The following is a 22473-nucleotide window of genomic DNA, read 5'->3' as shown; positions in this document are numbered from 1 at the left end:
GGTTGGGGTGTGTTGGGTTGGCCGGTTGTCGGCGGGGCAGGTTAGCGTTCTCAGCGCGATGGATGAGTCGATCACGTTTCTGCACAGTTCGGACTGGCAGCTGGGGATGATGCGCCGGTTCCTGGGGCCGGACGGCCAGGCCCGGTGGGGTCAGGCGCGGCTGGACGCTGTCGCGCGGATCGGCGAGGTCGCGACGGCCACCGGGGCGGCGTTCGTGGTCGTCACCGGGGACGTGTTCGAGCACAACCAGGTCGAGCGGCAGACCATCCTGCGGGCGTGTGAGGCGCTGAAGCGGATCCCGGTGCCGGTGGTGCTGCTGCCCGGCAACCATGACGCGCTCGAGCCCGGCTCGCTGTGGACCTCGAGTCAATGGCAGGCGCACGCACCCTCGCATGTGACCGTTCTGACCGATAGCAAGCCTGTCGAGATCGTGCCGGGTGTGGAGATCGTCGGCGCACCGTGGCGATCCCGCCGGCCGATGTCCGACCCGGCCGCGCCCGGGTACGCCGAGCTGACGCCGGCCGAGCCCGGTACGACGAGGATCCTGCTGGCGCACGGTCAGCTGACCAGTCTCTCCGGCGGCATGTCCGACGTACCGACGATCGATCAGGCCGCGCTGGAGGCGGCGGTCGCGGACGGACGGGTGCAGTACGTCGGTCTCGGCGACCGGCACTCGACGACGCGCGTGACCGATCGGATCTGGTTCTCCGGGACGCAGGAGGTCACCTCGCCCGAGGAGGACGCGCCGGGCAACGTGCTCAAGGTGAGTGTCGGCGGCGGCGAGATCGAGGTCGAGCCGGTGCGGGTCGGCGCGTGGCACATGGTCGACCATCGCGTCGAGCTGTTCGACGAGGAGTCGCTGCAGGCGCTGGAGGACTGGTTCGCGGAGCTGCCGGAGAAGGAGCGGACCTATGTCCGGCTGGCCGGCGACGGCTCGCTGCCGCTGCCACTGCTGAGCCGGCTCGACTCGATCATCGACGCGCAGGGCGAGGTGTTCGCCAGTGTCGAGCGGTGGGCGAAGTTCTGGACCGTGCGGCCGGCGCCGGACGCGGCGGATCTCGACGCGCTGCAGTTGAGCGGACCGGCGCGGGCCGCGATGGAGGAGTTGCGGCAGGCACTGGCCGGTGGCGACGAGGGTGCGGGCGCCGCGCTGTCGTTGATGCACAGACTGGCGCGGGACGCGGGATGAGGCTGCACAGCTTGGCGCTGCGGGACTTCCGCGGCGTCAAGGACCGTACCGTCCGGCTCCCCGCGCTCGGCACCACCGTGGTGGTCGGCGACAACGAGGTCGGCAAGTCCAGCCTGGTCGAGGCGTTCGGGCTGGTCTTCGACCTGCCCGACGACTCCAAGTCGACCCGGATCCGCGACATCCAGCCGGTCGGCCAGGACGTCGGCCCGGAGGTCACGGTCGAGCTGACGCTCGGCGGCCGCGAGCTCATCTACACCAAACGCTGGCTGAAGAACCGTTCCACCGAGCTGACCATCGTCGAGCCTGACGGCCGACGCCAGTTGTGGACCGGCCGTGAGGCCCACAACGAGGCCGAGCAGCTGTTCCACCAGCACGTCGACCCGGTGTTGTGGCAGACCCTGATGGTCAGCCAGGGCCAGTCGTTGGTGCTGCCAACGCCGGCCGACGCCGAGCCGTTGATCACCGCGGTCACCGCCGAATCGGGGACGCCGGTCGACGGTGCGTCGATGCCGCTCGTGTCAGCGGTCGAGCACGAGTACCTGCGCTACTGGACGCGTGGCGGTCGTCCGACCGGCGACTTCGCGAAGTCCGAGCGGGCCGTTTCGGCGGCCGAGCTGGCCGCGGCCCAGGCGTTGAAGGCGATGGAGGAGGTCCAGCAGGACATCCGCCGCGCCGAGCGCCTGACGCTCGACCTGTCCGATGTCGACAATCGTTCGCTCGACCACCTGAAGTCGGTCGAGGAGTTGCGCGAACGCAAGAAGGCGACCGACGAGATCCTGCTCCGCCGCGACTCGGTCCGGCACCGCGCCGAGACCGCGCGGGCCCGGCTGGAGAACCACACCCGGACCCGGGTCGAGCGCGAACGCCTGCTCGACGAGGTCGAGCGGTTCACGAAGACCGATGCCGAGCTGGCCGAGCGCCGGGCCGATGCCGACCTCGTCGCCAAGACCGCGGCCGAGACCGTGCAGGCGGCAGAGGCCGCGCTGGCCGAGGTGATCGAGCTCAAGGACCTCCGTCGTACGGACGTGCAGGAGGCGGAGCGCCGGGTCTCGGAACTGATGGACCGCGCCGAGCTCGACCGGCTGCTCGGACAGCAGGCCGAGCTGGTCGACGTCCGCGCCCGGATCGCCGCGGCCGGGACGATCCTGGACCGGATCAAGGTCGACGACGGGCTGGTCGCCGCGTTGGAGGACGCGCGGGCCGCTGTCGTCGAGGCCCGGGCCGCGCTGGCGGCCGGCGTACCGGAGGTTCTCGTACGGCGGCTTGGCGCGGAGCCGGTCGAGTTGTCGGGGACCGGGTTGGACGGCGACGTGCCTTCCGAGCTGGGCTTCGACGGGTCGGCCGAAGTGCTGGTCTCCGGTGAACTGGTCGTCGGCGTACCGGGGCACGTCGAGGTGACCGTGCGGGCCGGCGGCGAGGCGGCGACGCTGCGGTCGCGGGTGGACGACGCCGTACGGCGCGAGAAGGACCTGCTGAAGAAGGCCGGCGTGAAGGATGTCGCGGCCGCGCGGGAGTTGCTGCGCAAGGCCGACACCGCGTCCGCCGAGTTGCACGAGGCTCGCCGGACCGAGAAGTCGCTGACGGCCGGTGGGGATCCGGGGGAGCGGATCGCGGTCCTGACAGCGCGGCTCGGTGACGAGGACGACGCCGAGGAGGCCGGCGGGAAGCAGCCCGCGGTCGAGGGTGTGCCGGGGCAGATGTCGCTGTTCGAGGAGTTCGCCTCGCCGCACGACACGCTGTTCGACGACTTCGAGGTGCCGGCTCCAGCACCTGGGGATCTGGCCGGTGCGCAGCGGGCGCTGGAGGACGCGCGGGACGCGTTGGCCGAGGTCGAGCGGATCCTCGCGGACGCGGAGTTCGCGGCGGCGCAAGCGCGGAAGGCGGCCGACGAGGATCGGTCCGAGGCACAGCAGGCCCGGGCGCGGTCGGAGCTCGCGGGGGAGCGGTTGGCCGCCGCAGTCGAGGCCTTGGAGGCGGCTCGGGCCGTGCTCGATGACGAGGCGGTGTCCGCGGCGGAGGGCGAGGCGACGGCTGAAGTCGAGGCTGTGCTCGAAGAGCTGACCGCCGTACAGGAGCAGGTGGACGCGGCCGGGGCCGATCGGGTCGCCGGTGAGCTGGCGGATGCGTTGGCGGTGGCGAAGCGGCTGCAGGATGAGCGGGACACGTTGCGCGACGCGTTGCGGACGACCGAGGGCCGGTTGGAGCAGTCGGGCCGGGACGGATTGGCGACACGGCACGATGTGGCCGACCTGGAGTTGGCCGCCGTACGCGCGGAGCACGACAGTCTGCGTCGGCGCGCGGAAGCGGCCCGCCGGGTGCATGAGACGCTGAGCCGGCATCGGGCCGAGGCGCAGACGAAGTACTCCGAACCGCTGCAGAGCCGGATCGAGTCGCTCGGGCGGAGTGTGTACGGTCCGTCGTTCAAGGTCTGGCTGGACGACGACCTCGCGGTGGCCGAGCGGGAGCTGGACGGCGTCCGGCTGCCGGTGGAGGCGTTGTCGACGGGTGCTCAGGAGCAGCTCGCGATCATCACCCGGCTCGCGATCAGTCACCTCGTCAGCACCGGCGACGGCAGCGTGCCGGTCATCTTCGACGACGCCCTCGGCTGGTCCGACAAGGCCCGCCTCCGCGACATGGGCGCCCTCCTCGGCCGAGCCGGCGACCACGGCCAGATCATCATCCTCACCTGCATGCCCGACCGCTACGAATACGTCCCCAAAGCCACCTTCATCAAGCTGGACGCGTGACCCTGCTGGCGACCGCCCGGCAGCGGGTGGAGACTGAAGTGATGAGGGCCGTGGGGGTGCGGCTTGGTGGTCGGCTCGCTGGGCGGGATGCCGAGGCGGATCTGCTCGCCCAGGTGGTGCGGGCCGGGGCGGCGGGGGAACCGCGCGCGGTGGTTGTCCGCGGCGAGGCTGGGGTCGGCAAGACCCGACTGGTTCGAGATGTGTGTGACGATCCGGGGCTGCTGGTCCTGTGGGGTTCGTGCGTGCACTTCGGTGGCGCATCGCTCCCGTACGCGCCGATCATCGGTCTTCTGCAGGACTGGCTGGCCGATGCGGACGAGGCGGAACGGGCGGAGGTTCTGGCCGGTGCGGACGAGCTGAGCACACTGCTGCCGACACTGGGAACCACCCGGGTGTCTGCGACGGTTCGGCTGATCCCGTTGATCGACCTGGTCCTCGATCGCATCGCGCAGCGCCATCCCGTGGTCGTGGTCATCGACGACCTGCACTGGGCGGACATGTCTTCGCTGGACGTCCTCTCGTACCTGATCACCTGCTTCCACGGCCAGCGCCTGACGCTGTTGGCCACCTGCCGCGACGAAGACCTCGGCGAGGGTCATCCACTCCACAGTTGGCTGGCGGACATGCGACGTACGCCGGCCTTCGACGAGATCCACCTCGACCGGCTCGGCCCGGATGCGACCGGAGTACAACTGGAGCACTTGTTCGGGCGGCCTGTGGACATCGACCTGGTCACTCAGGTGCAGGCGAGATCGGATGGCAACCCCTATCTGACCGAGCTGCTCGCCGGGCAGCTGTCAGGGGCCGAGTCCAGCCTTCCGGCCACGGTTCCGGAGGCCCTCCGTGATGCGCTTCTCGCCGCCTGGCACCGCCTGTCCGGGCCGGCGCGTCAGCTGGTGCGGGTCCTCGCGGTCGGTGGGCGGCCGACCCCGTTGCCCCTCTTGGCCGCAGTGGCCTCGGAGCATGGAGTCGACGCAGCCACGCTGTCCGGATGTGTGAGTGAAGCAGAGCAGCACGGCGTCCTCCGGTCCGGCTCGGTCGACCTGCCCTGGTTCCGCCACCCCGTGCTCGCCGAGGTTCTGTACGACGCTCTGCCGCGGGACGAGGCGGCACTCATCCATGCCACCTACCTCCGGGAGCTGGAGGCGCGGTCGGTCCCGGTGGAAGCAGCCGCGGCCGATCTGGCGGTCCACAGCCAGCAAGCCGGCCGGATCGCTGACACGTACCGTTGGTCTCTCATGGCCGCTGAGTACGCAGCCAGGCTGCGGGCACCTGCGGAGCAGGCCATCCAGCTGGAGCGACTGTGTGCCCTGTGGGAGCACGTCCCGCCGGATGTCCGTGGCCTCGTCGATCGGACCACTCTCGCGCTCCAGACGAGCGAGGTGTGCCTGCGAGTCGGCCGGAACGACGCTGCCCTGGAGCAGCTCGACACCGGTCTGGGTCTGGTGGACCGCGAACGCGACCCGCTGATCGCGGCGAACCTGCTCGTCGAACGGAGCATCCTGAGCTGGCACCGGACAGAGCCGATCGAAGCCGTCCTGGCAGACATCTACGAGGCGCTCGACCTCACAGCTGCCTTCCCGGCCAGCGCTGAGCGGGCGCGGGCACTGTCCGCCCTCGGGTCGGCTGAGAGCTGGAGCGGTAAGCCCGGAGCCATCGCCCATGCGGACGAAGCAGTACGGATCGCCGGCCTGGCCGGATCAGAGCGGGCGCTCGCGGAAGCATTCGCGGAGCGATCGAGTGTGATCCTCGACGAATCGCCCCTGCTTGCCTTGGCGGACGCACAGCGGGCCGAGTCGCTGGCACGCTCGTGCGGGTCGATGCTCGATCTGCTGAATGCCTTCGTCTGGCAGGCCAACGCGCTGCGGACTCTCGGGCGCCGGAAGGACGCGATCGAGGTAGCCCTGCGCGGCCAGGCCGAACTGCTGGCGCCTGGCCCAGATCCGTTTGCCTACTTCCTGGCCTTCATGGCAGCTGACGGATTGCTGGAGTCCGGCCGGTGGCGGGCGTGTGACGACCTGCTCCGGCCCGCACTGGCCGCTCGCAGTCACAGCATCGCCGGAGCCGCCATCCGGCTCACAGCCGCGTCGCTGGCTGTCCGCCAGGGCCGGGTGCCCGAGGCGCGGCAGCATCTCGACCGGGCCCGCGAACTGATCTCCACGACCTTCATCGGAATTCGAGCTGCCCTCGCCATCGGCGGCAGCGAGGTGCTCGCGGCCGAAGGCAAGCCGCGGGAGGCGCTCGACTGGCTGCGGTCCAGGCTCACCCGCCCGGGCGCCGCTCCGGACGAGGACGACGACACCCTGCTGGTGCACTACGTCCACACTGCCGCCGACCTCGCCCTCGCCGCCCGAGACACCCGAGACGCCCGCGACGCCGACGGCGTCGCTGCCGCAGTGGCCGCCGCCGAGGAGGTGGTGAACGGGTGGCCCTGGGAGTCCTTCACGACCGGGCCGGACAGGGTGTTCCACTTGATGAACCAGGCGCTGGTCCAGGCTGAGCTCGCCCGGTGCCGCGATGACCCGGATCAGGTTGAGCGGTGGCAGCGCGCAGCCGAGGCGTGCGATGCGGCCGGTGTGCCTTGGTATCGGGCGATCTCGCAGTGGCGCTGTGCGGAAGCGGCGGCCGCTGGTCGGCCTGCGGTCAGCGTCGGTGCCCTACTGCGGGATGCCCATCGGTGCGCCGTCGATCTGGGTGCGAAGCCGTTGCAGGACGAGGTCGAATCACTCGCGCGGCGTTCGCGTGTCAGCCTTCGTGAGCCGGAGCCTCTCGTCGTACGAGAGCAGGCGGCCACTCCGTTGTCGACGCTGACCGCGCGGGAGCGGGAGGTCCTGACGTTGCTGGTCGCCGGCCGCTCGAACGGCGAGATCGCGAAGGAACTCGTCATCACCGACAAGACCGTGAGTGCTCACGTCTCCAACATCCTGCGGAAGACCGGTACGTCGAGCCGGATGGCGGCTGCTGCCCTGGCGACGCGGCTCGGCGGTCCTGGCGGATGAACGACGCGGCTCGGCGGTCCTGGCGGTGGACCTCCGCCAGGACCGCCCCCCGAGCCCGCGCGTCAGTGAACAGCGAGCGGATGACGACGCCGGTACATCCAGAGGCCGGCGACGGCCAGACCGGCGCCGCCCAGGGCTCCGGCACTCACCTGGAGCGCTTCGGTCAGCGGGTCGTCGACCGGTACCTGCTTGGTCGGTCCCGGCTGCTCGACGACCACGACGGCGTCGTGGTAGCCGGCGTCCGGGTCGATCGGTCGCGCCGACGCCTGGGACGAGCCGGCGACGATCGATCCGACGACCAGCACCGGCAGTGCGGCGAGGGTGTAGCTGTGCTTCATGATTCCTCCCTCACGGCGATGATCGCCGTCTGCCTCCACGATGCGGCGGCAGGAGGGACCCCCACATTGGGCATACCCCCTTAGATCTGGGGGTCACCTCCTTACGCGGTCACCGGAGGATGCGCTCGGGGGAGCTGTAGAGAACGCAGCGTTCGCCGCGGGTGAAGCCGGCGAGGGTGATGTTGAAGCGGCGGGCGAGGTCGACGGCGAGGCTCGAGGGGGCGCCGACGGCGACGATCATGCCGATCCCTGCCGCGACGGCCTTCTGGATGATCTCGTAGCCGGCGCGGCCGCTGACGGCGAGGACGAGGCCCTTGCGGCTGTGGTGGTTGAGGACCGTCCAGCCGACGACCTTGTCGACGGCGTTGTGGCGGCCGACGTCTTCCTTCACCACGATCTTGCGGCCGTCCGTCGTGAACAGGCCTGCTGCATGCAGGCCGCCGGTGCGACTGAAGGTCGGCTGCGCATCCCGGAGCAGATCGGGAAGGCGGCGTACGACGTCAAGCGGCACCTCGACCGGGTCGACCGGGTCGTACTCGCGCTCGGCGAGTTCGTCGAGGCTCTGCTGGCCGCAGACACCGCACGCGGCCGACGTGACGCCGTACCGCTGGGGTGGTTCGCGATCCGGCGGCCCGTCGAAGGTGACCGTGACGGTGTTGAACTGCTGGTCCCGGGTCAGTTTCACATCGGTGCAGTAGGCAACGGTCCGGATCGCGTCCGGCCGGACCGCGAACCCCTCGCCGAGGCAGAACCCGGCTGCCAACTCGAAGTCGGAGCCCGGCGTCCGCATCGTCACCACCAACGGCTCGGGCGGCCGGCCCGGCCACTCCAGCCGCAGCTCCAGCGGCTCCTCGGTGACGACGACATCCTCACGCCGGGACGTCCGGTCGCCGTCCAGCACCTCGACCTTGAACCTCGTGGTGGGGCCTTTCGTCATACCCCCACCGTAGGCGCTCACCAGCCGCGGCGTACGGCGAGCCAGTCGAGGAAGGTCCAGGCGTAGAACCGCTGATGCTCACGGAGCGCCGGCGTACACCCGAGCGGCGGGGGCGCGTCGGCGTTCCTCATCATGTACGCCGCGATCACGCCGGCGAAGCAGTCGAGGTGTTCGGGAGGTACGTCGGCCGTCAGCGGGCTGCCGTGGATGGCGGCGGCTGTGTCGATGCCTTGGTGCTGGGCGACCGGAAGCAGTCCGACCCAGTCCATCCAGCGTGGGCCAAGCGCCAGCCAGTTCCAGTCGACGGTCCAGCAGGTGCCGGTCGCGTCGAGCAGGAGGTTGTCCGGCCGCAGGTCGCCGTGCGTCGCCGCCTCTCCCGCGAACGCCTCCGGCGCCAGCTGCACCAAGTCCGCCAGCTCAGGCAGGATCCTGGGCACCCACGGCTGCAACCGGTCCGGCAGTGGCCGCTCACCCGCGACGATCTGGCCCGGGATCTGCAGCGGCGACTCGTCCCCTTCCAGATCCTGGATGAAGGCGTGCAAACCCTCCAACGGACTCGGCTCCATCGCCACCGCGATCCGCTCACACATCGCGGTCACCACCGCGAAGTCGTCCGCCGTCCACGGCGCCCCCGGCATCCGCCCCTCCACCCACTCGGACACCACAGCAAACCACCGCGGCCCGCCTTCGCCGACCCTTTCGACAGCGTGGGCGGTGGCGATGATGGGTGGGACGCGGATCGCCGCCGGTAGCTGGGGGACTACCTCGGCTTCGCGTTGGTAGGCGTGGTAGGCGTGCATGGTGTCGTCGGCGGCCTTCACGAAGACGCGGCGGCCGTCGGCCAGGTGGACCGAGGCTGCGAAGCCGCCGGTGAAGCCAGAGCCGACCGGAGGACCGGCCGCGGTGATCTCGGTGCCTAGGGCAACGGCTAGGGACTCGTGGAGGGCGGGCGGGAGCGTGTTCCAGTCCGGACGCAGCGAGGTTGCGGTGTAGTCGACGTCGGGCGCTCCGCTCATGTCCACCGACGATAGAGCGCACAGGCCGCCGGGCACGCGTGGTTTAGCGTGCGGGGTGTGAGTGGATCCGTGGTTCTGCAGGTCCTTGATCTGGTTGGCATCTTCGTGTTCGGGATCACCGGCGCGCTGGTCGGCGTACGCAAGAAGCTCGACGTGTTCGGCATCCTGGTGCTCGCGCTCGTGACCGGGCTCGGCGGCGGCTTCATCCGGGACGTGCTGCTCGGTGCGACGCCGCCCACGGCGCTGCGGGACTGGCGTTATCTCGTGGTGCCGGTCGTGGCCGGGCTCCTCACGTTCTTCCTGCATCCACGGATCGGCCGGGTGGAGCGGATGGTGAACGTCTTCGACGCGGCCGGTCTCGCGCTGTTCTGCGTGACCGGCGCGCTGACCGCGATCGACTACGACCTGTCGCCGCTCCCGGCCGCCCTGATCGGCACGATCGCCGGCATCGGCGGCGGCGTGATCCGCGACGTCCTCAGCGGCCGGGTACCCGTCGTCCTTCGGTCGGAGATCTACGCCACGCCCGCCTTCCTCGGCGCCGGCATCGTGGTCGTCGCCGCGGCCTTTGGGTACCACGCCCTCTGGGTGCCGATCGCCGCGGCGGTGGCATGCTTCGCCATCCGCCTGATCGCGATCCGCCGCGGCTGGAACGCGCCGCTACCCCGCAATCCGTGACGGCGCGGCCCAGCCGTTGACGACGGCAAGCAATTCCAGATACCGCGGCCAGCGCGGGCCGGCCTCGGTTCGGCGAAGCTCGATCAACCGCCCGCGGAACTCCGGATCGTGCCGTAGCGGGCCGTCCGCGACCAGGGCACGGTAGCCGACGGCCATCCGTCGTACGGCGGCCCGGAAGTCGTCGTCCTGCACCAGCGCGGCCAGCTCCAGCCACGCCTCGACCTGCCGTGCGTCGGCGTCGTCGGGGAGCACCGGCGTCAGGTTCTGCCGGATCGCCGCGAAGGCGGGGTCGTCGCCGAGCGTCGAGGTGAGGAAGTCCGCGATCAAGGTACGGCGTTCCCGCTCGGACTGGGCAGTCAGTTCATGCATGAGGTCGAGCTCCTCCGGGGTCGAATGACGATGGGCGGCCACCGACAGCACCGCCTGCTGGAGCCGCAGCGTCCGGATCTGCAGCGCGACGGCCTCGGCATGCGCGGTCAGCACGTCGGCCAGCGTCCGCTCGCGCTCCAGCACGGCCCGCACCGTCGGCAGATCGATGCCAAGGGAACGCAGCGTCCGGATGAGCTCGAGCCGCGCCACCGCGTCGGCGTCGTACCGACGATGACCAGCAGCGGTACGCCGTGACGGCAGCAGCCCGTGGTCGGAGTAGTACCGCACGGTCTTCACCGTCACGCCGCCGAGCCGCGCCAGCTCACCGATCGAGTGGTCCATGCCGACACCCTCACATCTCCCGTAAGAGGAGATACAAGCCTAGTTGTGGGCGAAGCGAGTCTTGGGGCGGGCGAAGGTCGTGGCGAGGGCGGCGACCAGGGCGCAGACGATGCCGATGGAGAAGGGGACCCAGTAGGCGGTGGAGGGGCCCCAGACGTCTACTGCGTGGCCGGAGGCGGCGTTGCCCGGGGCCACTCCCAGGAGGATGCCGGTGACGGTCCAGGTGATCGCCTCGGTGAGGCGCTGGGGCGGGACCCACTCCTCGACGCAGGCGGTGAGGGCGACCATCGTGGGCGCGATGGTGAAGCCACAGAAGAACAGCACCACACCGACGAGCAGCACACTGTTGACCCAGGGGAGCGGTGCCAGGCTGACGGCGAGCAGGATCGTGCCGAACAGCAGCCGCCGCTCGACCGGAGCGCGCCAGTGGACCGAGCCGTACCAGAGACCGGCCAGCAGGCTGCCGAACGCCCACACGGCCAGTACGACGCCGGACAGCCCGGCCTGACCCTTCTCGGTGGTGAACGCGATCGTGACCACCTCGACGCCACCGAGAGTCGCGCCGAGCCCGAGACCGATCAGGCTGAGGAGCATCAGCGAGAGCCAGGGGAGTGGCGCCTGCTCGGCACCGTCGGACTTACCGCGGCCGGGCGGATCGGAGGCACGCAGCGACGCCAGCCAAACTCCGCCGGCCAGTCCCAACACTCCCGCCGCGGCCAGGGCGGCGTATGGGCTGATCTGGGTGGCGAGCGTGGTGACGAGGACCGGACCGACGATGAAGACGACCTCGTCGCCGACCGCCTCGAGGGCGAACGCGGTCTGCAGAGCCCGCCCGCGGCCGAGCAGATGGGTCCAGCGGGCGCGGACGAACGAGCCGACCTGCGGACGGGTGCCACCGGCAACGAACGAGACCGCGTACAGCACCCAGACGGGTGCGTCGGCACGCACTGCGACGAGGAGTGCCGCGAGAGCGATCGTGCAGAGGATGGAACCGATCAGCAGCAGCGTCCGCTGGCCGAAGCGGTCGACCAGCCGGCCCTGGATCGGGCCGGTCAGCGCGCCGGCGATCACCGCGACGCCGGACACCGCGCCGGCCAGGCCGTACGAGCCGCTCTCGCGCGCGATCAGGATGACGATGCCGAGGCCGATCATCGAGATCGGCATACGACCGAGGATCCCGGCAGTGAAGAAGGCACTGGCACCGGGACGGCGCATGAGGTGGACGTAGGGCTTGAGCATGAGGGACCGGCAACACCCTAACTGTTGCCGGTCTGAGAAACTCGGAATATGCCGTTGCCCCAGTCGCCCGCCGCCGCGCCGTACGACGCCGTCCTCCTGCTGTCCTTCGGTGGTCCCGAGAAGCCCGCGGACGTGTTGCCCTTCCTGCAGAACGTGACGCGCGGCCGCGGCATCCCGGACGAGCGGTTGAAGGAGGTCGGGGAACACTACTACGCGTTCGGCGGGAAGAGCCCGATCAACGACCAGAACCGCGCGCTGCTGACAGCGCTGCGGGAGTCGTTCGACGAGATCGGCCTGGACCTGCCGATCTACTGGGGCAACCGCAACTGGGCGCCGTACCTGACCGACACGCTGCGCGAGATGGCCGCCGACGGGATCCGTCGCGCGGTGGTGATCGTGACCGCCGCCTACCCGTCGTACTCCGGCTGCCGGCAGTACCGGGAGAACCTCGAGGACGCGGCCCGTGAGGTCCCGGACGCGCCGCGGATCGACAAGCTCCGGCACTACGCGAACCACCCCGGCTTCGTCGGATCGTTCGTCGAGTCGACCGCCGAGGCGCTGGGCAGGCTGCCCGAGGGGTCGGCGATCGCCTACGTGACGCACTCGATCCCGACCACGATGAACGCGACCAGCGGCCCAGACGGCAACGGGTACGTCGACTGGCACCTGGACGTGGCCGCGGAGATCAGCGCCGAGCTCGAGCGCCGTACCGGCCGGATCCGGCGGACCGACCTGGTCTACTGCTCGCGGTCCGGACCGCCGCAGATGCCGTGGCTCGAGCCGGACGTGAACGACCACCTCGAGACCCTCGCGGCCGAGGGCGTGCCGGGCGTCGCCGTCGTACCGATCGGGTTCGTGAGCGACCACATGGAGGTCATCTACGACCTCGACACGGAGGCCGCCCGGACGGCCGAGAAACTGGGCCTGCCGATGGCCCGGGCCGCGACGCCCGGGACCGACCCGCGGTTCGTCACGATGCTGCGCGATCTGGTCGTCGAGCGGGCCGCGGCCGAGCGCGGTGAGCAACCGGCCCGCCCGTGCGTCGGCAAGCTCGGCCCGGGCTGGGACGACTGCCGCCACGACTGCTGCCCACCCCTGCGCCGTCCTACCTCTAAGGAAGCTGTATGACAGCCGAGAGCCCTCAGGACCTCCTCAAGCTGGCCGTGGAGGTGGCGGAGGAGGCGGCGAGGCTGATCGTCGAACGCCGCCGTGGCACGATCACGGTCGCCGACACCAAGAGCACCGTCACCGACGTCGTCACCGCGGTCGACCGCGAGTCCGAGGAGCTGATCCGGGCCCGCGTCCTGAAGGCCCGCCCGGACGACTCGTTCCTCGGTGAGGAGGGCGACGACGTGGCCGGGACCAGCGGCGTCCGCTGGGTGGTCGACCCGATCGACGGCACGGTCAACTACCTCTACGACCTCCCGACGTACGCCGTCTCGATCGCGGTCGAGTACGACGGGGAGACGGTCGCCGGTGTGGTCGTGGACGCGCCCCGGGGCGAGGTGTTCACCGCGACCAAGGGCGGTGGCGCGTTTGTGGACGGTCAGCCTATCCGGGTGTCGGGATGCACCGAGCTGAGCAAGGCCCTGGTCGGGACCGGGTTCGGGTACGATCCGGACCGCCGGCAGGTCCAGGCCGAGGTGATCCAGCACCTGATCACCGAGGTCCGCGACATCCGCCGGATCGGGGTCGGCGCGATCGACCTGTGCTACGTCGCCTGCGGCCGGCTCGACGCGGTCTTCGAACGCGGTCTGAATCCGTGGGACTACGGAGCGGGTGCGCTGATCGCGGCCGAGGCCGGCGCGACCATCGGCGGGCTGAACGGTGCCCCGGTCTCACCGGAGATGTCGATCGCGTCCAGTCCGGCGCTGTTCGGGCCGTTCCACGACCTGCTCGCCGCCGCGAACCCCTTGCGGGCGTAGGCGTCTCTGAGTGCTCGTTTCTGCGCAGTACTGAGCATTAACGAGCATTCTCGTGTTCGGTCATGACATTTTTGCGACACGCGGGTCAGAACCTGGACCCCGACGCGCGCGAAGGGCCCTTCATAGGGCACAATCCCGTCCTCGGGAACGGTTTGTTGCCGGTCCCGGCCTGGCTGTCAAGGGTTTCGGGGGACGAAGATTCGGTGCGGTACACTCGCGCGGAATTTCTCGGCCGCTCTACCTGTTCAAGGGCTCAGCAGGCAACACCACGGGTACGAAGAGGGCAGGGAAACACCATGGCGACTGATTACGACGCCCCGCGCAAGACGGACGAGGACGCATCCGAAGAGTCGATCGAGGAACTGAAGACTCGCCGTCACGACAAGAACTCCGGCAAGGTCGACGAGGACGAGGCCGAGGCCGCGGAGAGCTTCGAGCTGCCCGGCGCCGACCTGAGCCACGAAGAGCTGGCGGTGCGGGTCCTCCCGCGCCAGGCCGACGAGTTCACCTGTTCGAGCTGCTTCCTGGTTCACCACCGCAGTCAGCTCGCGGAAACGAAGAACGGGCAGTTGATCTGCCGCGACTGCGCGGCCTGACACCAGCGCCCTTCTTCGGCTTGACCGGCACGGGACCGTCCCCAGATCCTCGGGGACGGTCCCGCGCTGTCTCGAGTCAGTCCTGCTTCTTCACCAGACCGGTGTCCGTGTCCTTGACCAGGCCCTTGGTCGCGTCCTGCTCGTACCCCGGCGGCGCGTAGCCGGTCGACTTCAGCCAGTACTCCGCCGCCCGCCGCTCCGCGAACAGCTTGGCCGCCGCCGCGGCGGCACCACTCGCCACCGCCCAGCTGACCACCTCGGCGTACCCGCCCTCGCCGGCCTTCGGCGGCTTCCCGCCCGAGCCGAGCTTCCAGGCCGTGCGGACGGCCTTGTTCGCGACCAGTCCCACCACCAGCGTGAACGCCGCCAGCACCAGCTTCCAGCCGATCTTCGCTCCGACCACAGCAGCCTCCTAACGCAAGTCCCCGACAGTCAGGATCTTGCCACGCGGTTGCCTCTCAGGGCTGCCGCCAGCCGATCCGGGTGCCGCGTGGCGATCACCCAGTACGGCGCCGGGTCGCGCGGATCGGTGATTTGGACCCGGACCGCGCTCCGCACATACGGGCGCAGGAGGAGGTACGCCTTCGGGTCGCAGTCCCGCCCGAACGCGCGCCGCGCGTCGTCGCCGGTCAGTGCCTCGACCGTGCCGAGGTGCGCCCGTTCGATCACGGCCCGGCCGGCCCGGAACCGCTCGCCGTCCACATCGACCCGCGCGGCGCCGTACTGGAGGAAGAAGAGCACCAGCAGGACCGCGGCGGTGCCGCCGACGAAGACGCCGCCGAACGACCCGACCGGTACATAGGTGATGACGAAGAGCGTGACAGTCGCGATGACGGCGATGATCCACCACGACACCGGCACGCTCAGCTTCTCGCGATAGGTACCCACAAGGACCAGCCTGGCACGAGGGCGGTGCAGGCTCGTCGGTAAGGTCGCCTCTCGTGACCGAGGTTCTCATCCAGCGACTCGACCCCGACCTCCCGCTCCCGTCGTACGCGCATCCCGGCGATGCCGGCGCGGACCTGGTGGCGACGAGCGACATCACTCTCAAGCCCGGCGAGCGTGGCCTGGTCGGCACCGGGATCGCCATCGCCCTGCAGGACGGGTACGCCGCCTTCGTGCACCCGCGCTCCGGGCTGGCCGCGAAGCACGGGGTGACGCTCGTGAACGCACCCGGCACTGTGGACGCGGGCTACCGTGGCGAGATCAAGGTGTGTCTGATCAACCTCGACCCGCGCGCCGAGGTGACGCTGCGGCGCGGCGACCGGATCGCACAACTGATCATCCAGCAGGTGGAGAAGGCGCGGTTCGTCGAGGTGACGTCGCTACCCGGTTCGGCCCGCGGCGAAGGCGGACACGGCTCGACCGGCGGTTTCGGCGATGTGACACGCTGAGCCCTGACGCGATGAGCGGTCCAAATGTGAACAGGGTGCACCCGTTGACCTGACGGATGCGCGAAACTACGGCGGGCTTGTACCGACACAATAAGGAAACAGAATGATCTTCCGCCGCAAGGCCAAGAACGAAGACCCCGAGACGACCGAGACGGATGCAGTCGTCGAGGAGACGGCGGAACCCCGCGCCGAGGGTCCGTTCGACTCCAGCGAGGTCGACCCGTCGGTCCTTGAGGCGGAGGACCGGATCGACCTGGGCGCACTGGTGATCACCGGCATGCCCGGGATGGAGCTGCGGCTACAGGTCGACGAGCAGACCGGCCAGGTGCAGGCGATCCTGCTGGTGCTCGAGGACTCCGCACTCGAGCTGCGGGCGTTCGCGGCACCGAAGAAGACCGGCATCTGGAGTGAGGTCCGGCGCGAGATCGCCGCCGAGGCCAGCCGGATGGGCGGTACGGCGACCGAGACCGAGGGCACGTTCGGCACCGAGCTCGTGCTCGTCGTGCCGGTCGAGGACCCGGACGGACAGATCTTCAGCCAGACCTCGCGGGTCGTCGGCGTGGACGGTCCGCGCTGGCTGCTCCGGGCAACGGTGCTCGGCCGGGCCGCTGTCGAGCCGGATGCCGCGGCACCGATGGAGGAGACGCTGCGCAACGTCATCGTCGTCCGCGGCGCGGAGCCGATGGCCGTCCGCGAGTCGCTGCCGTTGCAGCTGCCGCCGGGCGCTCAGCCGGCTCCTGACGAAGAGGCCTGACGGACTACACTCGATCGCATGGGTAGTGAGAAACCCGCGGGGCTCTGGCGGCGTGCCTTCCGCGGGCTGGCCGGAGACCGCGACCAGCAGGACGCCGAGGTCCTCCAGGACTTCGCGCAGGACTGTGGTGCGCGGTCGATCACCGGCTGCCACGACCGCGAAATGGTCACGCTGTACGGCACGCTGCGCACGATCACGTTCAGCCCACGCGGCGGCGTACCGGCCTTGGAGGGCGAGTTGTACGACGGCACCGGCACGGTCAAGCTGATCTGGCTCGGCCGGCGCAAGATCGCCGGGATCCACCCCGGCTCGGAACTGATCGCCTCCGGGCGGATCGGTGTCGTCGACGGCGACCGGGTGATGTTCAACCCGCGCTACGAACTCCGCCCGACGGCCGCCCATGGCTGAGCCGACGCCGCGCCGCGACCAGGTCGAAGAGAACCTGGAAGAGAAACTGGTCGACATCCTGAAGCCGGAAGTGGAAGCTGCCGCGACCACACCGCCGGCCGAAGCGAGCGACAAGCCCGCGCCGAGCACCGACAAGGACTTCTTCCAGGCCCTCGGCGGCTGGGGTGCGCTGCTCGACATCGGCTTGCCGTGGATCGCGTTCCTGATCGTCTACGCGGCCACCGACCACAACCTGCAGGTCGCGCTGATCGTCGCGGTCGCGTGCGGTGCCGCGGTCGCCCTACTTCGCCTCATCCGCCGGCAGCCGCTCCGCAACGTCTTCGGCGGTTTCGTCGGCGTCCTGATCTCCGCCTGGGTCGCGAACCGCACTGGTAACGCCAAGGACGTCTACGTCCCCGGCCTGCTGACCAACCTGGGGTACGGCGCTCTGTACCTGATCACCGTGCTCGTCCGCTGGCCGCTGTTCGGCGTGCTGTACGGCGTGATCACCCAAACCGGTACGGCCTGGCGCAAGGACCCCGCGATGTTGAGGGGCTTCTCCCGGGCCACTCTGGTGTTTGTCGGCCTCTTCGCGGTCCGGCTGATCGTCCAGGTGCCGCTGTACTTCACCGGCAGCCTGAACGCGCTCGGCATCGCGAAGATCGGCCTCGGGCTCCCGTTCTACGCGCTCGCGCTCTGGCTCGCGTACGCCGTACTGCGCGGCTCACTGCCGCCGGAGAAGTGGGACGAAACGCGTGACCACGTGACCCACCTGCTCCGGGGCAACAAGAAGTAAGAGGTCCTACTCGGCCTTGCGGTGATGCGGGGAGAGCATGTCCTCGAGCTGCTCCTCCGTCTCGTCCGCGGCGACGAACAGCAGTTCGTCGTTGAGCTCGAGCGTGCCTTCCGGGTCCGGCCGCAGGACGCGGCCCTCGCGCAGGATGACCACCAGCGCGGTGTCCAGCGGCCAGTCGATGTCGCCGACCCGCTGACCGATCATCGGGGAGTCCTCGGGCAGGGTCAGCTCGACCAGGTTCGCGTCGCCCTGGCGGAAGGTGAACAGCCGGACCAGGTCGCCGACCGAGACCGCCTCCTCCACCAGCGCGGACATGATCCGCGGGGTGGAGACCGACACGTCGACACCCCAGGCCTCGTTGAACATCCACTCGTTCCGCGGATGGTTGACCCGGGCAACGGTCCGGGGAACGCCGAACTCGGTCTTGGCGAGCAGCGAGACGACCAGGTTCACCTTGTCATCACCGGTGCTGGCGATCGCCACCTGGCAACGCTGCAGGGCGGCCTCCTCCAGGGAGGACAGCTCGCACGCGTCGGCCAGCAGCCACTCGGCCCGCGGCACCGACTCGGCCTTGATCGCCCGCGGGTCCTTGTCGATCAGCAGGACCTCGTGGCCGTTCTCCAGCAACTCGGCGGCGATCGACCGACCGACGTTCCCGGCTCCGGCGATGGCTACCCGCATCACAGCTCCTCAGGCTTGGTGCCGAGTTGGGACTCGATCGCCGCGACATCCCGCTCCAGCATCACGACGTGGACCAGGTCGCCTTCCTGGATGACCGTGTCGGCCCGCGGCAGCAGGCCCTCGCCGAGCCGGGTCAGGAACGCGACCCGGGCACCGGTGGCCTTCTCGATGTCGAGCGCGAGCCGGCCGACCCAGTCGGTGTGCACGTGCACCTCGGCCAGCCGGACCGTCCCGGACGGGTCACGCCACTCCGGCTCGGAGCCCTCCGGCAGCAGCCGGCGCATCATCTGGTCGACGGTCCACCGCACGGTGCCGACGGTCGGGATGCCGAGCCGCTGGTACACCTCGGCGCGGCCGGGGTCGTAGATCCGGGCCACCACGTTGCTGATCCCGAAGTTCTCCCGGGCCACCCGGGCGGCCAGGATGTTGGAGTTGTCGCCGTTCGAGACGGCGGCGAACGCCTCCGCCTCCTCGATCCCGGCCTCGATCAGCACCTCGCGGTCGAAGCCCATCCCGACGATGGTGCGGCCGGTGAAGTTCGGGCTCAGCCGACGGAAGGCGTCGGCCGACTGGTCGATGATCGCGACCGTATGGCCCCGCTTCTCCAGGCCCCGCGCCAGCGTCGACCCGACGCGGCCGCAGCCCATGATGACGACGTGCACTCGCTGATCACTCCCTGCCCCGCACGGGGCCGCTGGGTCGGTTCGGCAGGGATAGACGCTACACCGGAACTGAGGTCGTGTCTGACACGCGCTCGCAGCCCTCTAACATCACCGGTGTGACTCCCGCTCTAGGCGATATCGGCAAACGGCTGCTGCTCGGTCGCAAACTGCGCAGCACCCAGCTGGGCGAGACGCTGCTGCCGAAGCGCATCGCTCTCCCGGTGTTCGCCAGCGACGCCCTGTCGTCGGTGGCCTACGCCCCTGACGAGATCTTCCTGACGCTGTCGATCGCCGGCCTGGCGGCGTACAGCTACTCGTGGAAGATCGGCCTGCTGGTCGCGTTCGTGATGCTGGTCGTGGTCGCGTCGTACCGGCAGAACGTGCACGCCTACCCGTCCGGCGGCGGTGACTACGAGGTCGCCACGGTGAACATCGGGCCGTCGGCCGGCCTGACCGTGGCCAGCGCCCTGATGGTCGACTACGTGCTGACGGTGGCGGTGTCGATCTCGTCGGGGGTGCAGAACGCCAAGTCCGCGTTGCCGTTCCTGGCCGGTCACGAGGTGCCGTTGGCGGTCGGGCTGGTGTTGCTGCTGACCGCGATGAACCTGCGCGGGGTCCGCGAGTCGGGGGCGATCTTCGCGATCCCGACGTACATCTTCATGCTGTCGATCATCGGGATGGCGATCTGGGGCCTGATCCGGCTGACCGCCGGGAACCTGCCGTTGGCCGAGAGCGCCGGCTTCGAGGTCCGGCCCGAACCGGGGCACGAGGTCTTCACCGGCTTGGCCGCGGTCTTCCTGCTGGCCCGGGCGTTCTCGTCCGGGTGTGCGGCGCTGACCGGTGTCGAGGCGATCAGCAACGGCGTACCGGCGTTCCGCAAGCCGAAGAGCAAGAACGCCGCGACGACGCTGCTGCTGCTCGGCACGATCGCGGTCACGATGCTGATGAGCATCCTGTTCCTCGCCTCCAAGATCCAGCTCCGGTACGCCGAGGATCCCGCCACCCAGCTGTACGAGAACGGCCAGCCGGTCGGCGAGTCCTACACCCAGAAGACCGTGATCGGCCAGATCGGCGACTCGGTGTTCTCGAACTTCACGCCCGGCTTCTACCTGGTGATCGGCGCGACCATGCTGATCCTGGTGCTGGCCGCGAACACGGCGTTCAACGGCTTCCCGGTGCTCGGCTCGATCCTCGCCCGGGACGGGTACCTGCCCCGGCAGTTGCACACCCGCGGCGACCGGCTCGCCTACAGCAACGGCATCATCCTGCTGGCGCTGTGCGCGATCGGCCTGATCATCGCCTTCGACGCCCAGGTCACCAAGCTGATCCAGCTCTACATCGTCGGCGTGTTCGTCAGCTTCACGCTCAGCCAGTTCGGCATGATCCGGCACTGGACCCGGCATCTGAAGACCGAGACCGACGCCGCCAAGCGGCGGCAGATGATCCGCTCCCGGGTGATCAACGCGATCGGCCTGACCATGACCGGGATCGTGCTGGTGATCGTGCTGCTCACCAAGTTCGTCCACGGCGCGTACATCGCGATCCTCGCGATGGCCGGGTTGTACGTGCTGATGAAGGGGATCCACCGCCATTACGACACGGTGCGCCGGCAGACGGCGGCCGAGGGGGACGAGCCGCTGATGCTGCCGTCCCGGGTGCACGCGATCGTGCTGGTGTCCAAGCTGCACAAGCCGACCCTGCGGGCGCTGGCGTTCGCGAAGACGGCCCGGCCGTACATGCTCGAGGCGGTCACGGTCGACGTCGACCGGGACGAGTCGGACGCGCTCCAGGCCGAGTGGGACGCCCGGGGCATCCCGATCCCGCTGAAGCGGCTGGCCTCGCCGTACCGGGAGATCACCCGGCCGATCCTGCAGTACGTCCGCGACATCCGGCGGCAGTCGCCGCGGGACGTGGTGATGGTCTACATCCCGGAGTACGTCGTCGGCCACTGGTGGGAGCACATCCTGCACAACCAGAGCGCCCTGCGGCTCAAGGGGCGCCTCTTGTTCACACCTGGTGTCATGGTTACGTCGGTTCCTTACCAGCTGATCTCGGCGAGTGACGCGGAGGAGCGGCAGGACCGGGTGGAACGGGTGGCCGGCCAGGTACGGCGTGGGGCCCGCAAGGCGTCAGGAGATCGGTGACAGACGAGGACATCGTCGGGACGGTAGTCGAGCTGGAAGTAGGCCCAGTCGCGCACGGGGGACACTGTGTGGCCCGGCACGAGGGACAGGTGGTGTTCGTCCGGCACGCGTTGCCGGGTGAGTTGGTCCACGCTCGCATCACCGAGCAGAACGCGAAGTATCTGCGGGCGGACGCCGTCCAGGTGCTGACGCCGTCACCGCAACGGATCGAACCGCCCTGCCCGTACGCCGGGCCCGGACTGTGTGGCGGCTGTGACTTCCAGCACGCCAACATCGTGGAGCAGCGACGGCTGAAGGCGACCGTGGTGTCGGACACGCTCCGGCGCATCGGCGGCATCGAGCGCACGATCGTGATGGAGTCCCCGGGCGACGACGGCCTCGGCTGGCGGACCCGGATGCGGTACGCCGTGGTCGACGGGCGACCGGGGATGTACGCGCACCGCTCGCACGACCTGATCCCGATCGACCGGTGTCTGATCGCTCACCCGGGGACTCCTGACGTACTGAGTGATCGGTGGCCCGGTGCGTCGTCCGTGCAGGCTGTGGTGTCGTCCGAGGGCAAGACCGCTGTTCAGACGGACGAGGTGCCCGGTGGGCGGGTTGTCGAGGTCGTGCGCGACCGGCGGTTCCGGGTGGAGGCCGGTGGGTTCTGGCAGGTGCACCCGGCCGCTCCGTCGACGCTGGTGGACGCCGTCATGAGCGGGCTCGAGCCGATGGCGGGGGAGACGGCACTGGACCTCTACTCCGGCGTTGGGCTGTTTGCGGCATTTCTGGCCGAGGCCGGGTGTCCGGTGCTGGCGATCGAAGGGGACAAGGACGCCGTACGGAACGCGCGGCGGAATCTGCATGACCTGCCGGGGGTGACGCTGGAGACCGGCGACGTGGATCGGGTGCTCAATGCGGCCGCCAGCAAGGGGTTGGAGCATGTCGATCTGGTTGTGCTGGACCCGCCGCGGACGGGCGCCGGGAAGGACGTCGTACGGCGGATCGCGGCGCTGGGCCCGCGACGCGTGGCGTATGTGGCGTGTGATCCGGCGGCGCTGGCGCGGGATCTGAAGACGTTCGGGCGGCTCGGGTACGGGATCGCGTCGCTGCGGGCGTTCGACCTGTTCGGGATGACGCATCACATCGAGTGCGTCGCCATACTCGAGCCTGTGGACAGTACTGATGCCACGCCTCCGGCGCGGCGGATCATGGGGCTGTGACTCCCGCCCTTCCCTCGTCGCTCCAGTCGCTGTGTCGGATGCCACGCCTCCGGCGCGGCAGGTCATGGGGCTTGGCTC

22 protein-coding genes are annotated in these 22473 nt (G+C 69.8%); 13 read left to right on the top strand and 9 right to left on the bottom strand.

Translation table 11 applies throughout. From position 1 onward, the window contains the following. The first annotated feature begins 58 nt into the window (after positions 1-58). From OG876_RS37395 to OG876_RS37385, 3 genes are read left to right on the top strand one after another with little or no spacing between them, the layout of a single operon-like run. Positions 59-1189 carry a metallophosphoesterase family protein gene (locus OG876_RS37395; protein ID WP_328521439.1) on the top strand — a complete coding sequence of 377 codons (1131 nt, stop codon included), beginning with the start codon at positions 59-61 and terminating at the stop codon, positions 1187-1189. Beyond that, the gene (locus OG876_RS37390; protein ID WP_328521438.1) at positions 1186-3936 is read left to right on the top strand and encodes an AAA family ATPase; all 2751 of its coding nucleotides are present in this window, start codon (positions 1186-1188) and stop codon (positions 3934-3936) included. The genes OG876_RS37395 and OG876_RS37390 overlap by 4 nt, the downstream gene beginning before the upstream one ends. Before the next feature lie 41 nt (positions 3937-3977). After that, positions 3978-6935: a helix-turn-helix transcriptional regulator gene (locus OG876_RS37385; RefSeq protein ID WP_328521437.1), complete on the top strand. Its 2958-nt coding sequence runs from the start codon at positions 3978-3980 to the stop codon at positions 6933-6935. A 62-nt stretch (positions 6936-6997) separates the two neighbouring features. On the opposite strand, the gene OG876_RS37380 is transcribed toward OG876_RS37385, so the two are convergent. The 3 genes from OG876_RS37380 to OG876_RS37370 all read right to left on the bottom strand — a co-directional run bounded on the left by OG876_RS37380 (position 6998) and on the right by OG876_RS37370 (position 9226). Continuing rightward, positions 6998-7273 carry a hypothetical protein gene (locus OG876_RS37380; protein WP_328521436.1) on the bottom strand — a complete coding sequence of 92 codons (276 nt, stop codon included), beginning with the start codon at positions 7271-7273 and terminating at the stop codon, positions 6998-7000. 109 nt (positions 7274-7382) lie between these two features. After that, positions 7383-8210: a formate dehydrogenase accessory sulfurtransferase FdhD gene (gene fdhD / locus OG876_RS37375; RefSeq protein ID WP_328521435.1), complete on the bottom strand. Its 828-nt coding sequence runs from the start codon at positions 8208-8210 to the stop codon at positions 7383-7385. 17 nt (positions 8211-8227) lie between these two features. Continuing rightward, positions 8228-9226, bottom strand: coding sequence for a phosphotransferase family protein (locus tag OG876_RS37370; RefSeq protein WP_328521434.1), 999 nt, complete (start codon positions 9224-9226; stop codon positions 8228-8230). A gap of 57 nt (positions 9227-9283) precedes the next feature. Between OG876_RS37370 and OG876_RS37365 the strand changes: the two genes are divergently transcribed. After that, positions 9284-9901 (top strand): trimeric intracellular cation channel family protein, encoded by a 618-nt coding sequence (locus tag OG876_RS37365; RefSeq protein ID WP_328521433.1) that lies wholly within the window; start codon positions 9284-9286, stop codon positions 9899-9901. Here OG876_RS37365 and OG876_RS37360 read toward each other — a convergent pair. Together OG876_RS37360 and OG876_RS37355 are read right to left on the bottom strand one after the other, a co-directional pair. Continuing rightward, a complete protein-coding gene (locus OG876_RS37360; protein WP_328521432.1) occupies positions 9884-10612 on the bottom strand; it encodes a MerR family transcriptional regulator in 729 nt (242 codons plus the stop codon). The genes OG876_RS37365 and OG876_RS37360 overlap by 18 nt on opposite strands. Positions 10613-10651: 39 nt before the next feature. Next, positions 10652-11851, bottom strand: a complete 1200-nt coding sequence (locus tag OG876_RS37355) for an MFS transporter (protein WP_328521431.1) — start codon at positions 11849-11851, stop codon at positions 10652-10654. A gap of 48 nt (positions 11852-11899) precedes the next feature. On the opposite strand from OG876_RS37355, the gene OG876_RS37350 reads away from it, so the two are divergent. The 3 genes from OG876_RS37350 to OG876_RS37340 all read left to right on the top strand — a co-directional run bounded on the left by OG876_RS37350 (position 11900) and on the right by OG876_RS37340 (position 14372). Continuing rightward, positions 11900-12979: a ferrochelatase gene (locus OG876_RS37350; protein ID WP_328521430.1), complete on the top strand. Its 1080-nt coding sequence runs from the start codon at positions 11900-11902 to the stop codon at positions 12977-12979. Beyond that, complete coding sequence (locus OG876_RS37345; protein ID WP_328521429.1) at positions 12976-13776, top strand: inositol monophosphatase family protein; 801 nt, start codon at positions 12976-12978, stop codon at positions 13774-13776. Before OG876_RS37350 ends, OG876_RS37345 begins: the two co-directional genes overlap by 4 nt. A 296-nt stretch (positions 13777-14072) precedes the next feature. Then, positions 14073-14372 carry a DUF4193 domain-containing protein gene (locus tag OG876_RS37340; protein ID WP_130379292.1) on the top strand — a complete coding sequence of 100 codons (300 nt, stop codon included), beginning with the start codon at positions 14073-14075 and terminating at the stop codon, positions 14370-14372. Between the two features lie 76 nt (positions 14373-14448). On the opposite strand, the gene OG876_RS37335 is transcribed toward OG876_RS37340, so the two are convergent. Next, positions 14449-14775 carry a DUF4235 domain-containing protein gene (locus OG876_RS37335; RefSeq protein ID WP_328521428.1) on the bottom strand — a complete coding sequence of 109 codons (327 nt, stop codon included), beginning with the start codon at positions 14773-14775 and terminating at the stop codon, positions 14449-14451. Positions 14776-14804: 29 nt separating this feature from the next. Next, complete coding sequence (locus OG876_RS37330; RefSeq protein WP_328521427.1) at positions 14805-15260, bottom strand: DUF3093 domain-containing protein; 456 nt, start codon at positions 15258-15260, stop codon at positions 14805-14807. A gap of 53 nt (positions 15261-15313) precedes the next feature. On the opposite strand from OG876_RS37330, the gene dut reads away from it, so the two are divergent. From dut to OG876_RS37310, 4 genes are all read left to right on the top strand, one after another. Further along, positions 15314-15766: a dUTP diphosphatase gene (gene dut, locus OG876_RS37325; protein WP_328521426.1), complete on the top strand. Its 453-nt coding sequence runs from the start codon at positions 15314-15316 to the stop codon at positions 15764-15766. 103 nt (positions 15767-15869) lie between these two features. Then, entirely contained in the window at positions 15870-16520 is a 651-nt protein-coding gene (locus OG876_RS37320) for a DUF3710 domain-containing protein (protein WP_328521425.1), read from the top strand. A gap of 18 nt (positions 16521-16538) precedes the next feature. Then, positions 16539-16928 carry an OB-fold nucleic acid binding domain-containing protein gene (locus OG876_RS37315; protein WP_328521424.1) on the top strand — a complete coding sequence of 130 codons (390 nt, stop codon included), beginning with the start codon at positions 16539-16541 and terminating at the stop codon, positions 16926-16928. Further along, entirely contained in the window at positions 16921-17703 is a 783-nt protein-coding gene (locus OG876_RS37310; protein ID WP_328521423.1) for a DUF3159 domain-containing protein, read from the top strand. Before OG876_RS37315 ends, OG876_RS37310 begins: the two co-directional genes overlap by 8 nt. Positions 17704-17709: 6 nt before the next feature. Here OG876_RS37310 and OG876_RS37305 read toward each other — a convergent pair whose 3' ends face one another. Both OG876_RS37305 and OG876_RS37300 read right to left on the bottom strand, forming a co-directional pair. Beyond that, positions 17710-18384 carry a potassium channel family protein gene (locus tag OG876_RS37305; protein WP_328521422.1) on the bottom strand — a complete coding sequence of 225 codons (675 nt, stop codon included), beginning with the start codon at positions 18382-18384 and terminating at the stop codon, positions 17710-17712. Further along, positions 18384-19046 carry a potassium channel family protein gene (locus OG876_RS37300; RefSeq protein ID WP_442914052.1) on the bottom strand — a complete coding sequence of 221 codons (663 nt, stop codon included), beginning with the start codon at positions 19044-19046 and terminating at the stop codon, positions 18384-18386. The genes OG876_RS37305 and OG876_RS37300 overlap by 1 nt, the downstream gene beginning before the upstream one ends. A gap of 116 nt (positions 19047-19162) precedes the next feature. On the opposite strand from OG876_RS37300, the gene OG876_RS37295 reads away from it, so the two are divergent. Beyond that, positions 19163-21190 (top strand): APC family permease, encoded by a 2028-nt coding sequence (locus tag OG876_RS37295; protein ID WP_328521421.1) that lies wholly within the window; start codon positions 19163-19165, stop codon positions 21188-21190. After that, a complete protein-coding gene (locus OG876_RS37290; RefSeq protein WP_328521420.1) occupies positions 21187-22395 on the top strand; it encodes a class I SAM-dependent RNA methyltransferase in 1209 nt (402 codons plus the stop codon). Before OG876_RS37295 ends, OG876_RS37290 begins: the two co-directional genes overlap by 4 nt. The last annotated feature ends 78 nt before the right edge of the window (positions 22396-22473 follow it).

The sequence above is a fragment of the Kribbella sp. NBC_00359 genome (assembly GCF_036097425.1).
Taxonomy (GTDB): Bacteria; Actinomycetota; Actinomycetes; order Propionibacteriales; family Kribbellaceae; genus Kribbella.
The sequence above is the reverse complement of the archived record's forward strand: the minus strand, read 5'-3'. Positions and strand labels throughout refer to the sequence as shown.